Below are 14726 nucleotides of genomic sequence, written 5' to 3'. Positions count from 1 at the left end.
GCCGGCGACGCGCGTCAGTGCGCGGTCAGCTTGAGCCCGGCGATGCAGGCGACGATCGCGAAGATCAGGACGATGCGCAGCGGCGTCGCCGGCTCGCCGAACCACGCCATGCCGACGATCACCGTCCCGATCGCGCCGATCCCGCCCCAGACGGCATAGGCGGTGCCCATCGGGATCGACCGGCTCGCGACCTCGAGCAGGCCCATCGACAACGTCACCGAGGCGAGGAAGCCCAGCGTCCAGGGAATGTTGCGGAACCCGTCGACGAAGCGCAGGCAGGTGGTGAAGCCCACTTCGAAGCAACCACCGACGATCAACCATATCCAAGCCATGCGGCGGGCCATAGCGGGGCGATCCGGCTTAGGCTAGACAGGCGCCATGGCAGCCCCGCTCGCTCTCGGCCATCGCCTCGCGCCGCCGCGCTTCCTCGCCTTCATGGCGCTCGGCATCATCGGCTTCCTCGTCGCCTTCCGCTCGATGGGCTGGACGCGCGCGGCGATGATCGGCTTCGACATCGGCGCGGTCGTCTTCCTGCTGTCCTGCCTCCCGCTGCTCGGGCGCGCGCCCGACGCGATGCGCGAATCCGCCGAACGCAACGACGCCAACCGCGTCACCCTGCTCGCGATCACCGGCACGGTGTGCAGCGTGATCCTGGTCGCGATCGCCGAGGAATTGTCGGCGCGCAGCACGGCCAGCCCAAGCATCGTCGGGCTGATCATCGGCACGCTGCTGGTCGCCTGGCTGTTCAGCAACATGATCTATGCGCTCCACTACGCGCATCTCTTCTATAGTCGGGGCGAGCACGGCAAGGACGCTGGCGGACTCGGCTTTCCGAGCGAGGACGAGCCCGATTATTGGGACTTCATCTATTTCGCCTTCACGCTGGGCATGACCTTCCAGACCTCCGACGTCGAGATCGGCGGGCGGGCGATCCGGCGCGTGGTGATCCTCCACTGCTTCGCCGCCTTCGTCTTCAACATCGGCGTGCTCGCCTTCACGATCAACGTGCTCGGCGGCGGGTAAGCCCACAGCCACCACTGCCGTCATGCTGAACTTGTTTCAGCATCCACCAGGCCGCTCAGGCTGGACTGGCGATGGCGGGAGACCTTGCCGCAGGAACCCAAGGGTCACGGGCCAGCCTCTTGGTGGATGCTGAAACGAGTTCAGCATGACGGCTATGGGAAGGCCGAGGCCCTACCCCTTCAGCGCAGCCAGCGCGTCGCCGTCGATCCTCCAGGGTTCCCAGCCCTCCATGTGGCGGCCGCCCAGCCTGCGGTAGAAGCCCTTGGCCAGTTCGTTCCAGTCGAGCACGCCCCAGTCGATCCGTGCGCAGTCATGCGCCTGCGCCTCGCGGCCCAGCGCCTGGAACAGCGCGCGGGCGACGCCGCCGCCGCGCGCGTCGGGATCGACGAACAGGTCCTCCAGATAGAGGCCGTGGCGGCCCGTCCAGGTCGAGAAGTTGAAGAACCACACCGCGATGCCGACCACCCGGCCGTCCTGCTCGGCGACATGGGCGAACACCTTCGCCCCCTCCCCGAACAGCAGCGCCGCCAGCCCCTCGGGGGTCGCGTCGACCGCGTCGGGCGCGCGCTCATAGGTGGCGAGCGCGTGGATCAGGCGGAGGATGTCGTGCTCGTCGCCCGGGCGGGCGCGGCGGACGATGGGGTCGGTCATGGGATCACATCTCTTTCCATATCGGGGGCCCGCGCGGCGATCAGGCAGCCGGCGACGATCAGCACCGCCCCCGCCAGGGTCGGCAGCCCGACCTTCTCGTCGAAGAAGAGGAAGCCCCACAGGCTGGCCCAGATGAAGCCGGTGAACTCGACCGGGGCGAGATAGCTCGCCTCGGCGCGGGCATAGGCCCAGCTCAGCAGCGCCAGCGAGACCGTCGCCAACAGCGCCGCGACCAGGATCAGCGGGACCTGGCCGGCGGGCGGCAGATGCGCGAACCAGGGCATGGCGAGCGCGAGGCACAGCGCCATCACCACGCTCTGGAAGAAGGCGACCTCATAGGGATCGGCGAGCTGCGCCTGCCGCCGCATCAGGATGATGTTATAGGCATAGGCGACCGCCGAGAGCAGCACCGCGACCGCGCCGAGCAGGGCGTCGGGGCCCATCGCGGCATGCGCCTGCCCCCACAGGATGACGAGCACGCCGCCGAAGCCCATCGCCGAACCGAGCAGCGCGCCGCGCTTCATCCGTTCCTTGAGCAGCAGCACCGCCAGCCCCTGCGCGATCAGCGGGGCGATGAAGGTCAGCGCGACCGCCTGCGCCATCGGCGTCCGCGCCAGCCCCCAGAAGAACAGCATCGCCATCACCGCCGACACCACGCCGCGTTCGACATGCAGCCGCATCGCCGCGCGCGACGGGCGGGCCGGGCGCGACCACAGCCAGGGGATCGCGCCGAAGCCGATCCCCGCGAAGCCGCGCCAGAGCAGCGTGTTGTAGGTGCCGATCGCCAGGCTGAGCGCCTTCACCGCCGCGTCCATCGACGAGAAGACCGCGATGCCGAGACAGGCGACCGCGAAGGCGATCACCGGAGCGGCATGCCGGCTCATCGGGCGGGACGGCCCCGGCCATGGCCGGGACGGCGGGCTGGCGTCATTCGGCCGCTTGCGCCTGCGCCGCCTCGGCCGCCTCGATCTCGGCGGCCTTCGCCTCGACCAGCCTGACGATATGGTCGACCATGCCGGCGTCCTGCACGGTGTGGTCGGTGACGCCCGACAGATAGACCATGTGCTTGCCGGCGCCGCCGCCGGTCAGGCCGATATCGGTCTCGCGCGCCTCGCCGGGGCCGTTGACGACGCAGCCGAGCACCGACAGCGACAGCGGCACGCGGATATGCTGGAGCCGCTCCTCCAGCGTCTGGACGGTGCGGATCACGTCGAAGCCCTGCCGCGCGCAGGACGGGCAGGAGACGACGCGGACGCCGCGATTGCGGATGCCGAGCGCCTTCAATATCTCGAAGCCGACGCGGACCTCCTCCTCGGGCTCGGCCGACAGCGAGACGCGGATGGTGTCGCCGATCCCGGCCCAGAGCAGGTTGCCGATGCCGATCGCCGACTTGACGGTGCCGCCGATCAGCCCGCCCGCCTCGGTGATGCCCAGATGGAGCGGGCAGTCGACCGCTTCGGCCAGCCCCATATAGGCCGACACCGCGAGGAACACGTCCGACGCCTTCACCGCGACCTTGTACTCGTGGAAGTCGTGGTCCTGGAGCAGCTTGATATGGTCGAGCGCGCTTTCGACCAGCGCCTCGGGGCAGGGCTCGCCATATTTCTCCAGCAGGTCCTTCTCGAGGCTGCCGGCGTTGACGCCGATCCGCATCGAGCATCCGTTCGCCTTGGCGGCGCGGACAACCTCGGCGACGCGCTCGGCCGAGCCGATATTGCCGGGGTTGATGCGCAGGCAGGCGGCACCCGCATCGGCCGCCTCCAGCGCGCGCTTGTAGTGGAAATGGATGTCGGCGACGATCGGCACCTTCGCGGCGCGGACGATCTGCCGGAGCGCGGCGGTCGACGCCTCGTCGGGGCAGGAGACGCGGATGATGTCGGCGCCCGCATCCTCGCAGCGGCGGATCTGGTCGATCGTCGCCTTCGCGTCCTCGGTCGGGGTGTTGGTCATCGTCTGGACGGTGACCGGCGCGCCGCCGCCGACGGCGACGTTGCCGACCATGATCTGGCGCGACGGACGGCGCTGGATGTCGCGCCACGGGCGGATGGACATGGGATTCCGTTCTTTGAAAAGCTTCGGCGCCCGTATAGGCTGATTCCATCCATTGGAACAGCCGTCACGCCGGCCCTCGCCGGCATCCTCGCGGAGCATCGCTCCGCAGCCGGGACGACTGGCTCCATTCGACATTGCGGGCGTCCCGCGCGGGGCGTCCCTCCTGCTCAGGTGATCAGACGTGACCGAACTACGCTCCCTCACATCCTATTGGAGCGGCCCGGCCGAAGGCTGGACGCTCGTCATCCACGGCGGCGCGGGCCAGCTCCGCCGCCTGCTGCTCGGCAGCGACGCCGAGGCGCATGCCACGGCGGTGCTGACCGCCGCGCTCGACGCCGGCGCGACGATCCTCGCGGGCGGCGGCACCGCCGTCGACGCGGTCGAGGCGGCGGTGCGCGTGCTGGAGGACGATCCCTATTTCAACGCCGGCCGCGGCGCGGTGTTCAGCGCCGACGGGATCAACGAGCTCGACGCCGCGATCATGGACGGCGCGACGCGCGAGGCCGGCGCGGTCAGCGCGGTGACCAAGGCGCGCAACCCGGTGACGCTCGCCCGGGCGGTGATGGAGCAGAGCCCGCACGTCATGCTGACCGCGTCGGGCGCCGACCGCTTCGGCGCCGAGCACGACATCGAGCAGGTCGCCCCGGCCTGGTTCCACACCGACGAGCGCTGGCGCCAATATGAGGAGCTGCGCGCGGGCGGGACGTTCGACGCCGACCTCAAATATGGCACGGTCGGCGCGGTCGCGCGCGACGACAAGGGCCGGCTCGCCGCCGCCACCTCGACCGGCGGGCTGACCGGCAAGCGCTGGAACCGGATCGGCGATTCGCCGGTGATCGGCGCCGGCACCTGGGCCGAGGACGCCGGCGCCGCCACCTCCTGCACCGGATCGGGCGAGCATTTCATCCGGATCGGCGCGGCGCACGAGCTGTCGGCGCGGGTCCGCCTGGCGGGCCAGTCGATCGGCGAGGCCGGCGCGGGCGTGATCGGCGAGATCGGCGCACTCGGCGGCATCGGCGGGCTGATCAGCGTCGACGCCCAGGGGCGCGGCGGCTGGTGCTTCAACAGCCAGGGCATGTATCGCGGCCTCGCCCGCGCCGACCAGCCGCACATCGTGGCGATGTACGGGGACGATTGATGCGGCGATGGCTGATCCTGCTGGCGGCCCTGGTGGGGCTCGCCAGCCCGGCCCATGCCTGGTGGGAATATGGGCATGAGACGGTCGCGACGATCGCGATGCAGTCGGTCCGGCCCGACACGCGGCAGGCGATCCGGCGCCTGCTCGCGCGCAGCGACCTGCTCGAGACCCCGACCTGCCCGGCGCGCACGATCGAGCAGGCGTCGGTCTGGGCCGATTGCGTCAAGACGCTCAAGGACCGCTACAGCTATGCCTATAGCTGGCACTACCAGAATGTGGACGTGTGCCGGCCGTTCGAGATCAAGGGCAACTGCCCCGACGGCAACTGCGTGTCGCGCCAGATCGAGCGCCAACTCCGCCTGCTCAAGGACAGGAACCAGCCGCAGCGGGTGCGGGTCGAGGCGCTCGTCTTCCTCGTCCATTTCATGGGCGACCTGCACCAGCCGCTCCACGCCGGCGACCGCCACGATCGCGGCGGCAACGACATGAAGGCCGATTACGGCTTCCGCCCCAACACCAACCTCCACAGCATCTGGGACGGGCTGCTCGCCGACCGGGCGATATCGACCCCGCCGGCCGGGCCGGGCGGCATCCTCGCCGAAGTACCGCCGGCCGATCGCGCGGCCGAGGCGGCGGGGTCGGTCGAGGACTGGAGCCGCGAGAACTGGCAGGTCGCGCACGACGCCTATGCCGCGCTGCTCGGCGACGCCTGCGCGCCGGTCCCCGCCACCCGCCCGGTGCTGACCAACGCGACGATCGCGACGCTGGTCCCGGTGATGCGCCATCAGATCGCGCGCGGCGGCCTCCGCCTCGCGCGGCTGCTCGACGAGGCGCTGGGATAGGATTTTAGGACGTCATCCCAGCGAAGGCTGGGATCTCGCTTCCCTTCGTGCGACAGGCGGAAGGCAGGGAGATTCCGGCTTTCGCCGGAATGACGGTGGAGCCCGCATGCGCTATTTCCTCGATACCGAGTTCAACGGCTTCGGCGGCGACCTGCTCAGCCTCGCGCTGGTGCCCGAGCATGGCGACCAGGACTATTATGTCGTGATCCCGAGCGAGGGCCCCTATCATCCCTGGGTCGAGAAGCATGTCGTCCCCTATCTGGAGACGGTGCCCCGCAACCTGCTCAACCGGCTCGACCGGGTGGCGGCGGCGCACGACGTCGCGGCCTATCTGGGCAATGATCCCGACGTGACGATCGTCGCCGACTGGCCCGAGGACATCGCCCTGTTCTGCCGGCTGCTGCTGGTCGGCGAGACCGAGATCGTCGACGTCCGCCACATGCGCTTCGAGTTCCACCGCACGCCGGGCTTCTCGACCGCGCGCAACAGCCAGGTGCCCCACAACGCGCTCCACGACGCCCGCGCGCTGCGGGATCATCTGCTGTCGCTGGAGGATTGAAGAACGGGGCGGATGAGCGACACCGCCTCCCCCGTCATTCCCGCGAAGGCGGGAATCCACTGGCGAACGAACTCCGAACCAACAGAGGCTCGACCAGGCGGCCTGATGGATTCCCGCCTTCGCGGGAATGACGAAGAAGAAAGGTTCGTCCGCTAATCCCGTTCCACCGCCGGCCGCCCGCGCGGGCGCTTCTCGGCCGGGGCGACCCTGATCCCGCGCCGGGCCAGCGCCTCGCGCAGCAGGCATTCGATCTCGGCGTTGACGCTGCGCAGGTCGGTCGCCGCCGCGCGTTCGATCGCGTCGAACAGCGGCTGGTCGATGCGCAGCGGATAGGCCTTCCTCGCCGGCATGGCCCGCCTATTGGTAGAGCGTGCCGGCGTTGACGATCGGCTGGGTGTCGCGCTCGCCGCACAGCACCACCATCAGGTTGGACACCATCGCCGCCCGCCGTTCGTCGTCCAGTTCGACGACACCGCGCGTCGACAATTGATCGAGCGCCAGTTCGACCATCGACACCGCGCCGCTGACCAGCGTCTGGCGCGCCGCGACCACCGCCTCGGCCTGCTGGCGGCGGAGCATCGCGCCGGCGATCTCGGGCGCATAGGCGAGGTGGGTCAGCCCGCATTCGTCGACGGTCAGGCCCGCCACCGCGAGCCGCGCCTTGAGCTCGGTCTTGAGCGCGGCGTTCACCTCCTCATGATGGCCGCGCAGGGTGATCTCCTCGGGTCCCATGTCGTCATAGGCATAGGCCGATCCGATGGTGCGCACCGCCGCCTCGATCTGGACGATCACGAAGTCGCGATAATCGTCGATGTCGAACAGCGCCTGGGCGGTGTCCGACACGCGCCAGACGACCTGCGCCGCGATCTCGATCGGGTTGCCGCGCCGGTCGTTCACCTTCAGCGCCTCCGATACGACATTGTTGGCGCGGACCGAGATCAGCCGGCGCGACATCCAGGGCCAGACCCAGCGCAGCCCGGTCGCGCGGTCGGTGCCGCGATAGGCGCCGAACAGCAGGATCGCCGCGGCCTGGTTGGGCTGGAGGACGTAGAAGCCGCTGATCGACAGGACGAAGCCCAGCACCGCGAGGACCGCGACCGGCAGCATCGACAGCGGCCCTTCGTTCGCGATCAGGCCGACGACGGTGGCGATCGCGATGCCGAGCAGCACCAGCGCGACGAACAGCATGAACCAGCCGCTGGCGGTGGCGGCGGACCGCTCGCGGCTCGCCTGCAGTTCAACGAAAGAGGATTCGTCCATTCTACTCTCCTCCTATAAATATGATATCATATTTATATCAAACCGGCGGCATCGGCAATGCTTGCGCGCGCGACAAGGAAAAGGGCCGCCGGCATCGTGCCGACGGCCCTTTCCTTTTGGCTGTTCCGCGTGGCGTCTTAGTTGGGGACGACCGTCACGGCGCGGCGGTTCTGCGCCCAGGCCGCCTCGTCCGAACCGGTCGCGACCGGGCGTTCCTTGCCGTAGCTGATCACCGAGATGCGCGAGGCGGAGACGCCCGCGCTGACCAGGAAGTTCTTCGCGGCATTGGCGCGGCGCTCGCCGAGGGCGAGGTTGTATTCGCGGGTGCCGCGCTCGTCGCAATGGCCTTCGAGCGTCACCGAGACGTTCGGATATTTGGCCAGCCAGGACGCCTGCCGGGTGAGGATCGCCTGATCCTCGGCGTCGACGTCATAGGCGTCGGTGGCGAAATGGATCGTGTCGGTGCCCGCCTGCGACAGGAAATCGGCGCGCGAGCCGGGGACCGGGCCGGTCGACGGCGGCGGCAGCGGCGCTTCCGGCGCGGGGGCCGGGGCGGTGGTCGCCGGCGGCGGCGGCAGCTCCTCCGGCTTCTTCTTCGCACAAGCGCTGATGCTCAGCGCCAGCGCCGAGACCAGCACGATCTTCATCGTCGTACGCGCCATCATCAAATCTCCTTCTAACTGATTACGGATCAATAACGTGTTTTATTCCCAAAGGCTCCCGGAAAACCGTCAGGGCAGCAGCGGGCCCCATGCCGGATCCGATCCGTCGAGCGGCGTCGGCACCGGCCGTTCGTTGACGCCGGTCAGGTCGACCGACCAGAGATCGGCCTTGCCCGACCCCTGCGCCGTCCGGAAGAACATGATCACCCGGCCGTTGGGGGACCAGCTCGGCCCCTCGTCCTGCCAGCCGTTGGTCAGGATCTTCTCGCCCGATCCGTCGATGTTCATGATGCCGACGTTGAAGCCGCCGCCGATCTTCGTGAACGCGATCAGATCGCCGCGCGGACTCCAGGCGGCGCTGCCGTAGCGGCCCGATCCGAAGCTGATGCGGTTCTGGTTCGAGCCGTCGGCGTTCATCACATAGAGCTGCTGCGTGCCCGACCGGTCGCTTTCGAACACGATCTTCGATCCGTCGGGCGAATAGCTGGCGCCGGTGTCGATGCCGGGCGAGGTGGTCAGCCGCTGCGGCGTGCCGCCGCCCGCCGAGACGCGGTAGATGTCGGTGTTGCCGCCCACCGCCATCGAGAAGACGATGGTGCGGCCGTCGGGCGAGAAGCGCGGCGCGAAGGTCATGTTCGGCTGGTCGACGACGAGCCGCTGGCTGCCCGATCCGATGTCGTACACATACACCCGCGCGCGGTTGTTGGTGTAGGACATATAGGTGATCGTCTGCTGGTTCGGCGCGAAGCGCGGCGTCAGCACGATCGTCTGGCCATTGGTCAGGAAGCGGTGGTTGGCGCCGTCCTGGTCCATGATCGCCAGCCGCTTGATGCGGTTGGTCTTGGGGCCCGTTTCGGACACGTAGACCACGCGGCTGTCGAAATAGGGCCCCTCGCCGGTCAGGCGGGTGTAGACCAGGTCGGCGCATTTGTGCGCGGCGCGGCGCCACTGGGCCGGCTGGACGACGAAGCCCTGGCGGGTCAGCTCGGTCCGCGCCAGCACGTCGTAGAGATAGCAGCCGACCGTCAGCGACCCGTCGCCATTGGCCTGGACGAAGCCCTGGATCAGCGCCTGCGCGCCGCTCTGCGTCCAGAACATGTAATCGGGCGCGGTCACCTGCGGATGGGTGACGGTCTGCAACGCGCTCTTCGGCAGCGGGCTGAACAGGCCGCTGTTCTTGAGGTCGTTGGTGACGACGTCGGCGACGCGCTGGCCGAGCGCGGCGGTATCGCCGGCCGGCGTGTTGGCGACCGCCGGGGTCGGCATGCCGGGGATGGCGATCGGCATCGGCTGGGCGATGCCGCCGGTGATGTCGACTTCGAGCTGGGCCGCGGCGGGCGCGGCGAACAGGGCCAGGCTCAGCAGCGACAGGGCAAGGCGAAAACGCATTCTCGTCTCCTCTGCCCCGTTCCGGGATGTAGACCCGAAATCGGGGGTACAAGTCAAATTCACGGGCTCAGCTCATCTGCGCCGGACGGAAGGTGAAGATCAGGTCCTGCCAGGCCTCGAACAGGTCCGGCGGCAGCTTGTAGGGCGCGCAGCGCTGCAACGCGCGGGTCGCCGCCTCGTTCATCTGCCGCACATAGGGCTGGTTGGCCGGGGTGACGCCGAGATTGCCGATCACCTCCGGCGCCGCCGCGATCGACCCGTCCTTCTTCAGGCGCAGCCGGATGCGGCTGATGATGCTGGTCGTGTCGGTGCCGCCGGCGGGGATGGTGTAGCAGGGCTTCACCTGGCTGGCGATCAGCGCGACCAGGCCGTTCATCGCGATCGGGCTGATCGCGGCGGCGCGCGGCGCGGCGGCCTTGCCGGTCGACTTCTCGACCGGGATGCCCTTGAGGAAGTCGGTGCCGAGCGAGGTCGCCTTGGGCTTCGGCTTGGCCGGCGCGGGGGTCGGCTTCTCGACCGCCTTCTCGGGCGCGGGCGCCGGCGCACTGGGACGGGCTTGGGCGCGGGCTTCGGGGTCGGCGCAGGCCGGGGCGGCGTCAGGGGCCGGCTGCGGCGGGCGGCGCGGGTCGGCTCCGGCGGTCTCCTCGGTCGGCCCGACCTCGGGCGCCTGCGCGGCCTGCGGCGGCGCCTTCGAGACTTCGGGCGCGGCCGAGGTCAGCCCGGCCTTGTCGACCAGCATCACGTCCATCGGCTCGCTCAGCTTGGGCAGCTTGCGCACGCTCATCAGGTTGAGCGACAGGATCACGAGCAGGGCGACATGCCCCGCGATCGATATTCCCAGTCCCGCGCCTTCCGCCCGGTCCATCACGGCACCGCCGGCTCGGGAACCTCGTCCCCGTCGATCCGGCCGCCGGTCGCGGCCGGCGCGGCGCCGTCCTCGCCCAGGGTCACGAGCGCGACGCGGTTGAGCCCGGCATGGTTGAGCGCGCCCATCACCGCCATCACCCGGCCATAGTCGAGCGCCCGGTCGGCGCGCAGGAAGATCTGCGGGCTGTCCTTGCCCTTGCCCGAGGTGCTGGCGATCTGGGCGAACTGGGCGGCCATCGCCGAGATCTGGATCTCGCGATCATCGATGAAGACATGGCCGTCCTTGTCGATCGAGAGCTGGATCGGCTTCTTGTCCTGGTCGAGCGCGCCGGCCGAGCTTTCGGGCAGGTCGACGGGGACGCCCGCGAGCAGCAGCGGCGCCGTGACCATGAAGATGATCAGCAGCACCAGCATCACGTCGACCAGCGGCGTGACGTTGATGTCCGCCATCGGCGCGCGGCGCGCGCCTCGGCCGGAGACGGGGCCTGCGCCCATGCCCATCAGGCGCGCTCCAGCTCGCGGCTGAGCGTCATGTGGATCGCGTCGCCGAAGCGGTGGAGCTGCCCCTCGATCTTCGAGACGCGGTGGAGCAGCCGGTTATAGGCGATCACCGCCGGGATGGCGGCGAACAGGCCCAGCGCGGTGGCGAACAGCGCCTCGGCGATGCCGGGGGCGACGACGCCGAGCGAGGTGTTCTGCGACGCGGCGATGTCGGTGAAGCTGCGCATGATGCCCCACACCGTGCCGAACAGGCCGACGAAGGGCGCGACCGAGCCGACCGTGGCGAGGATGTTGAGCCGGTCGGACAGGCGATCGATCTCCGCCCCCGCCGCCGCCGCCATCGCGTTGGAGAGGCGCGCGCGGGTGCCGTCGCGATCGACCGGCTGGCCGTTGCGCACCGAGCGGCGCCATTCGGCGACGCCGGCCGAGAACACCTTGGCGGCGGGAATGTCCTGCCGGCCGGGGCCCTCGTAGAATTTGTCGATGTCCTCGGACTTCCAGAAATCGGTCTCGAAACCCTTGCTCGCCCGAAAGGCGCGGGTGAGCGCCATGCTGCCCGAGACGATGATCGTCCAGGTCCAGACGCTGGCCAGCAGCAGGCCGATCATCACCGCCTTCACGACGATGTCCGCCTGCAGGAACAGCGCGATCGGCGACAGCGCCGATGTCGATGCGGAGACCGCCAGATCCTGCATCATCAGTTCAATCCATCCCTTTCAATCGTTCAAACGTCTCGATCCAGTGGCGGGGCTGCCGCTTGAGCCGGCCGTCGGGGCCGACAAGCGCGACCGAGACTTCGGCCTCGGTCACTGTTTCGGTCCCGCGCATGACTCTCTGATGAACGACGCACAGGGGCCCCCGCATATTCCCGACCCGGCTGAGAATAATCAACTCGTCGTCGAGCCGGGCGGGTGCCCGGTAGCGGATCGTCATCCCGGTCACGACATAATTGCCCTCGCCCCGTTCCATCGTCCCGCGCTGGTCGATCCCGGCGACGCGCATCATGTCGCTGCGCGCCCGCTCCATGAACCGCAGATAGCTCGCATGGTAAACGACGCCGCCCGCATCCGTATCCTCGAAATAGACGCGCAGCGCGAACAGGTGCGCGCCGTCCTCGAAGCGGCCGGAATAAGGCGTTTCATGCATGCTGAACGTTGTTTAGGCGATCGAGAGCCGAAATGAATCCCCTTTGACGGGATTTTCTTCATTTCGACGCGCGGGCGCTTCCTTTCGACGATAGCTCAACGCAATCAATCGGAGCCCCAGGCTCCGCAAGGCCGAAGGCCGCCCGAGCTCATGCGAGGATAGCCAAGGCCGGCGGATGCCGGCCGCCCGGCGCCTGAGGGCCAAATCCTAAACGTCGAAGAGTCCGTCCTGGCCGGCCTCGGGCGGCGGGTTGAGGCCGAGATGCTTCCAGCCGCGGCCGTTGAGGCAGCGCCCCCGCGCGGTGCGCGCGATCAGGCCGAGCTGGATCAGATAGGGCTCGATCACGTCCTCGATCGTGTCGCGCGGCTCGGACAGGCCGGCGGCGAGCGTCTCCACCCCGACCGGGCCGCCGCGATAGATGTCGGCGATCATGTGGAGGTAGCGGCGGTCCATCGCGTCGAGGCCGAGATTGTCGACCTCCAGCCGGTTGAGCGACTGGTCCGCCACCTTGGCGTCGACGATGTCCGCGCCCAGCACATGGGCGAAGTCGCGCACCCGGCGCAGCAGCCGCCCGGCGATGCGCGGCGTCCCCCGCGCGCGCCGGGCGATCTCCATCGCGCCGTCGGAGGCGATCGGCAGGTCGAGCAGGCGGGCGGCGCGGCTGACCACCCGCTCCAGTTCCTCGACCGTGTAGAATTGCAGGCGGATCGGGATGCCGAAGCGATCGCGCAGCGGCGTGGTGATCAGCCCCTGCCGCGTCGTCGCGCCGACCAGGGTGAAGCGCGGCAGGTCGATCCGCACGCTGCGCGCCGACGGCCCCTCGCCGATCATCAGGTCGAGCGCGCGATCCTCCATCGCCGGATAGAGCACCTCCTCGACCTGCGGCTGGAGGCGGTGGATCTCGTCGATGAACAGGACGTCGCCGTCTTCCAGGTTGGTGAGCAGCGCCGCGAGGTCGCCCGACTTGGCGATCACCGGGCCGGAGGTGGCGCGGAACCCCGCCCCCATCTCCTTGGCGATGATCTGCGCGAGCGTCGTCTTGCCGAGGCCGGGGGGCCCGAAGAACAGCACATGGTCGAGCGCGTCGCCGCGCTGGCGCGCCGCCTCGATGAACACGCGCAGATTGTCGCGCGCCGCCTGCTGCCCGACGAATTCGTCGAGCGACCGGGGCCGCAGCGCGGCGTCGACGTCCTCGGCGCGGCGGCCGGCGGACAGGAGGCGATCGGTATCGGTCATGCTCGTCGCCGTTCCCTAACCGTTCCCGGGGGCCGCTGTCGAGCGCCGTCGCCGCCCGGTCACCGACGCCGCGCTATTTCGCCGCCTTGCGCAGCGCGAGGCGGACGACCGCGTCGAGCGTGGCGCCGTCGCCCAGCTCCTCGATCGCGGCGCCGACCGCCGCGCTCGCCTCGGCGGGCCTGAAGCCGAGATTGGCGAGCGCCGACAGCGCGTCGGTCGAGACGCCACCCTTCGCGGCGGGCGCGGCGCCGAGGCCGGGGCCGAGGGCGACCCCGCCCATCTTGTCCTTCAATTCGTTGACGATGCGCATGGCGAGCTTGGGTCCGACGCCGTTGGCGCGGGCGATCATCGCCTTGTCGCCGCCCGCCACCGCGCGCGACAGCTCGCCCGCGTCGAGCACCGAGAGGATCGCCAGCGCGACCCGGCCGCCGACGCCCTGGACGCTGGTCAGCAGGCGGAAGGAGTCGCGCTCCCCGGCCGATCCGAAGCCGTAGAGGGTGATCGCGTCCTCGCGCACCTGCATCTCGGTGAACAGCAGCACGTCGCCGCCCGTCTCCCCGATCGCCGACAGGGTGCGGGCCGAGCACCAGACGAGATAGCCGACCCCGCCGACATCGAGCACCGCATGGTCGGCGCTCGTCTCGGCGAGGACGCCGCGCAGCCGCGCGATCATGCGACCACCCGGCGCATCGCGCGCGCGCTGGCGAGATGATGGGCGTGGGTGACCGCCACCGCCAGCGCGTCGGCCGCGTCGGGGCCCGACAGCTTCGCGCCGGGAAGGAGAACCTTGACCATCGCCTGCACCTGCCTCTTCTCCGCGCCGCCCGTGCCGACCACGGCCTTCTTGACGATCGAGGGATGATATTCGCCGACGCTCACCTCGGCGAGCGCGGCGGCGAGCAGCACCACGCCGCGCGCCTGGCCGAGCTTGAGGGTCGACTGCGCGTTCGAGTTGCCGAGCACCTCCTCGACCGCCGCCCCCTCGGGCCGGTAGGTCCGGATGATCTCCGCCAGCGCGCTGTGGAGCAGATAGAGCCGACGCGACAGCTCCATCGACGGTTCGGTCTTGATCTGGCCGTTGGCGACATGGCTCAGCCGATTCCCGTCCGCGGCGATCACACCCCAGCCGGTCGTGCCGAGCCCCGGATCGAAGCCGATCAGGATCATGGGAGAAGGGATGCCATGTTCATCACATGTTCCCTTTCGCCCAGACGCAGGCCTTTGTGAAGTGAAAAGCGGCGATGCCGGCGATCCCTCGCCAGGCATCGATCGTCATGCCGAACTCGTTTCGGCATCCACCAGGTCACAGGCTCCGCCGCACGGAGGATGACACCGAGAGCCGCAAGAATCTCGAAGCTGCGACCCAGCCTCGGGGTGGATGCTGAAACAAGTTCAGCATG

The 14726-nt window shown here is 69.4% G+C and carries 19 protein-coding genes; 4 read left to right on the top strand and 15 right to left on the bottom strand.

Going from position 1 to position 14726, the window contains the following annotated elements; translation table 11 throughout:
* Positions 1–14: 14 nt before the first annotated feature.
* On the bottom strand, positions 15–332 hold the full coding sequence (locus HRJ34_RS22495; protein ID WP_029548761.1) for a DMT family transporter: 318 nt from the start codon (positions 330–332) through the stop codon (positions 15–17).
* Between the two features lie 46 nt (positions 333–378).
* Here HRJ34_RS22495 and HRJ34_RS22490 point away from each other — a divergent pair, with 46 nt between their 5' ends.
* Positions 379–1023 (top strand): DUF1345 domain-containing protein, encoded by a 645-nt coding sequence (locus HRJ34_RS22490; RefSeq protein WP_011952959.1) that lies wholly within the window; start codon positions 379–381, stop codon positions 1021–1023.
* Between the two features lie 171 nt (positions 1024–1194).
* Here the strand turns inward: HRJ34_RS22490 and HRJ34_RS22485 are convergent, their stop codons facing one another.
* The 3 genes from HRJ34_RS22485 to ispG are packed head-to-tail and all read right to left on the bottom strand — an operon-like array spanning position 1195 to position 3726.
* On the bottom strand, positions 1195–1674 hold the full coding sequence (locus tag HRJ34_RS22485; protein WP_208632438.1) for a GNAT family N-acetyltransferase: 480 nt from the start codon (positions 1672–1674) through the stop codon (positions 1195–1197).
* Positions 1671–2558 carry a DMT family transporter gene (locus HRJ34_RS22480; protein WP_208632437.1) on the bottom strand — a complete coding sequence of 296 codons (888 nt, stop codon included), beginning with the start codon at positions 2556–2558 and terminating at the stop codon, positions 1671–1673. Before HRJ34_RS22480 ends, HRJ34_RS22485 begins: the two co-directional genes overlap by 4 nt.
* Before the next feature lie 43 nt (positions 2559–2601).
* Positions 2602–3726, bottom strand: coding sequence for a flavodoxin-dependent (E)-4-hydroxy-3-methylbut-2-enyl-diphosphate synthase (gene ispG, locus HRJ34_RS22475; RefSeq protein WP_208632436.1), 1125 nt, complete (start codon positions 3724–3726; stop codon positions 2602–2604).
* A gap of 181 nt (positions 3727–3907) precedes the next feature.
* Between ispG and HRJ34_RS22470 the strand changes: the two genes are divergently transcribed.
* The 3 genes from HRJ34_RS22470 to HRJ34_RS22460 all read left to right on the top strand — a co-directional run bounded on the left by HRJ34_RS22470 (position 3908) and on the right by HRJ34_RS22460 (position 6265).
* On the top strand, positions 3908–4864 hold the full coding sequence (locus tag HRJ34_RS22470) for an isoaspartyl peptidase/L-asparaginase family protein (protein ID WP_208632435.1): 957 nt from the start codon (positions 3908–3910) through the stop codon (positions 4862–4864).
* Positions 4864–5706 carry a S1/P1 nuclease gene (locus HRJ34_RS22465; protein WP_208632434.1) on the top strand — a complete coding sequence of 281 codons (843 nt, stop codon included), beginning with the start codon at positions 4864–4866 and terminating at the stop codon, positions 5704–5706. Before HRJ34_RS22470 ends, HRJ34_RS22465 begins: the two co-directional genes overlap by 1 nt.
* Before the next feature lie 106 nt (positions 5707–5812).
* Positions 5813–6265, top strand: coding sequence for a hypothetical protein (locus HRJ34_RS22460; protein ID WP_016745669.1), 453 nt, complete (start codon positions 5813–5815; stop codon positions 6263–6265).
* Between the two features lie 152 nt (positions 6266–6417).
* On the opposite strand, the gene HRJ34_RS22455 is transcribed toward HRJ34_RS22460, so the two are convergent.
* From HRJ34_RS22455 to ruvC, 11 genes are all read right to left on the bottom strand, one after another.
* Positions 6418–6615: a hypothetical protein gene (locus HRJ34_RS22455; protein WP_011952966.1), complete on the bottom strand. Its 198-nt coding sequence runs from the start codon at positions 6613–6615 to the stop codon at positions 6418–6420.
* A 7-nt stretch (positions 6616–6622) separates the two neighbouring features.
* Positions 6623–7525 (bottom strand): SPFH domain-containing protein, encoded by a 903-nt coding sequence (locus HRJ34_RS22450; protein WP_011952967.1) that lies wholly within the window; start codon positions 7523–7525, stop codon positions 6623–6625.
* Positions 7526–7662: 137 nt separating this feature from the next.
* Positions 7663–8190: a peptidoglycan-associated lipoprotein Pal gene (gene pal / locus HRJ34_RS22445; RefSeq protein ID WP_016745667.1), complete on the bottom strand. Its 528-nt coding sequence runs from the start codon at positions 8188–8190 to the stop codon at positions 7663–7665.
* Between the two features lie 66 nt (positions 8191–8256).
* The gene (tolB, locus tag HRJ34_RS22440; RefSeq protein WP_011952969.1) at positions 8257–9576 is read right to left on the bottom strand and encodes a Tol-Pal system beta propeller repeat protein TolB; all 1320 of its coding nucleotides are present in this window, start codon (positions 9574–9576) and stop codon (positions 8257–8259) included.
* 67 nt (positions 9577–9643) lie between these two features.
* Positions 9644–10441, bottom strand: a complete 798-nt coding sequence (locus tag HRJ34_RS22435; RefSeq protein ID WP_226948902.1) for a hypothetical protein — start codon at positions 10439–10441, stop codon at positions 9644–9646.
* Positions 10441–10944 (bottom strand): protein TolR, encoded by a 504-nt coding sequence (gene tolR / locus HRJ34_RS22430; protein WP_011952971.1) that lies wholly within the window; start codon positions 10942–10944, stop codon positions 10441–10443. The genes HRJ34_RS22435 and tolR overlap by 1 nt, the downstream gene beginning before the upstream one ends.
* Entirely contained in the window at positions 10944–11642 is a 699-nt protein-coding gene (gene tolQ, locus HRJ34_RS22425; protein ID WP_011952972.1) for a protein TolQ, read from the bottom strand. The genes tolR and tolQ overlap by 1 nt, the downstream gene beginning before the upstream one ends.
* A gap of 4 nt (positions 11643–11646) precedes the next feature.
* Positions 11647–12090 carry a YbgC/FadM family acyl-CoA thioesterase gene (locus HRJ34_RS22420; protein WP_011952973.1) on the bottom strand — a complete coding sequence of 148 codons (444 nt, stop codon included), beginning with the start codon at positions 12088–12090 and terminating at the stop codon, positions 11647–11649.
* Between the two features lie 207 nt (positions 12091–12297).
* Positions 12298–13326 (bottom strand): Holliday junction branch migration DNA helicase RuvB, encoded by a 1029-nt coding sequence (gene ruvB, locus HRJ34_RS22415; RefSeq protein WP_011952974.1) that lies wholly within the window; start codon positions 13324–13326, stop codon positions 12298–12300.
* 73 nt (positions 13327–13399) lie between these two features.
* The gene (ruvA, locus tag HRJ34_RS22410) at positions 13400–13999 is read right to left on the bottom strand and encodes a Holliday junction branch migration protein RuvA (protein WP_011952976.1); all 600 of its coding nucleotides are present in this window, start codon (positions 13997–13999) and stop codon (positions 13400–13402) included.
* Positions 13996–14493 carry a crossover junction endodeoxyribonuclease RuvC gene (ruvC, locus tag HRJ34_RS22405; RefSeq protein ID WP_016746461.1) on the bottom strand — a complete coding sequence of 166 codons (498 nt, stop codon included), beginning with the start codon at positions 14491–14493 and terminating at the stop codon, positions 13996–13998. The genes ruvA and ruvC overlap by 4 nt, the downstream gene beginning before the upstream one ends.
* Positions 14494–14726: the final 233 nt, after the last annotated feature.

The sequence above is a fragment of the Rhizorhabdus wittichii genome, from assembly GCF_017607425.1.
In the GTDB taxonomy this organism is placed as follows: Bacteria; Pseudomonadota; Alphaproteobacteria; order Sphingomonadales; family Sphingomonadaceae; genus Rhizorhabdus; species Rhizorhabdus wittichii.
Note: the sequence above shows the minus strand (reverse complement) of the source record. Positions and strands in the feature narration are given on the sequence as shown.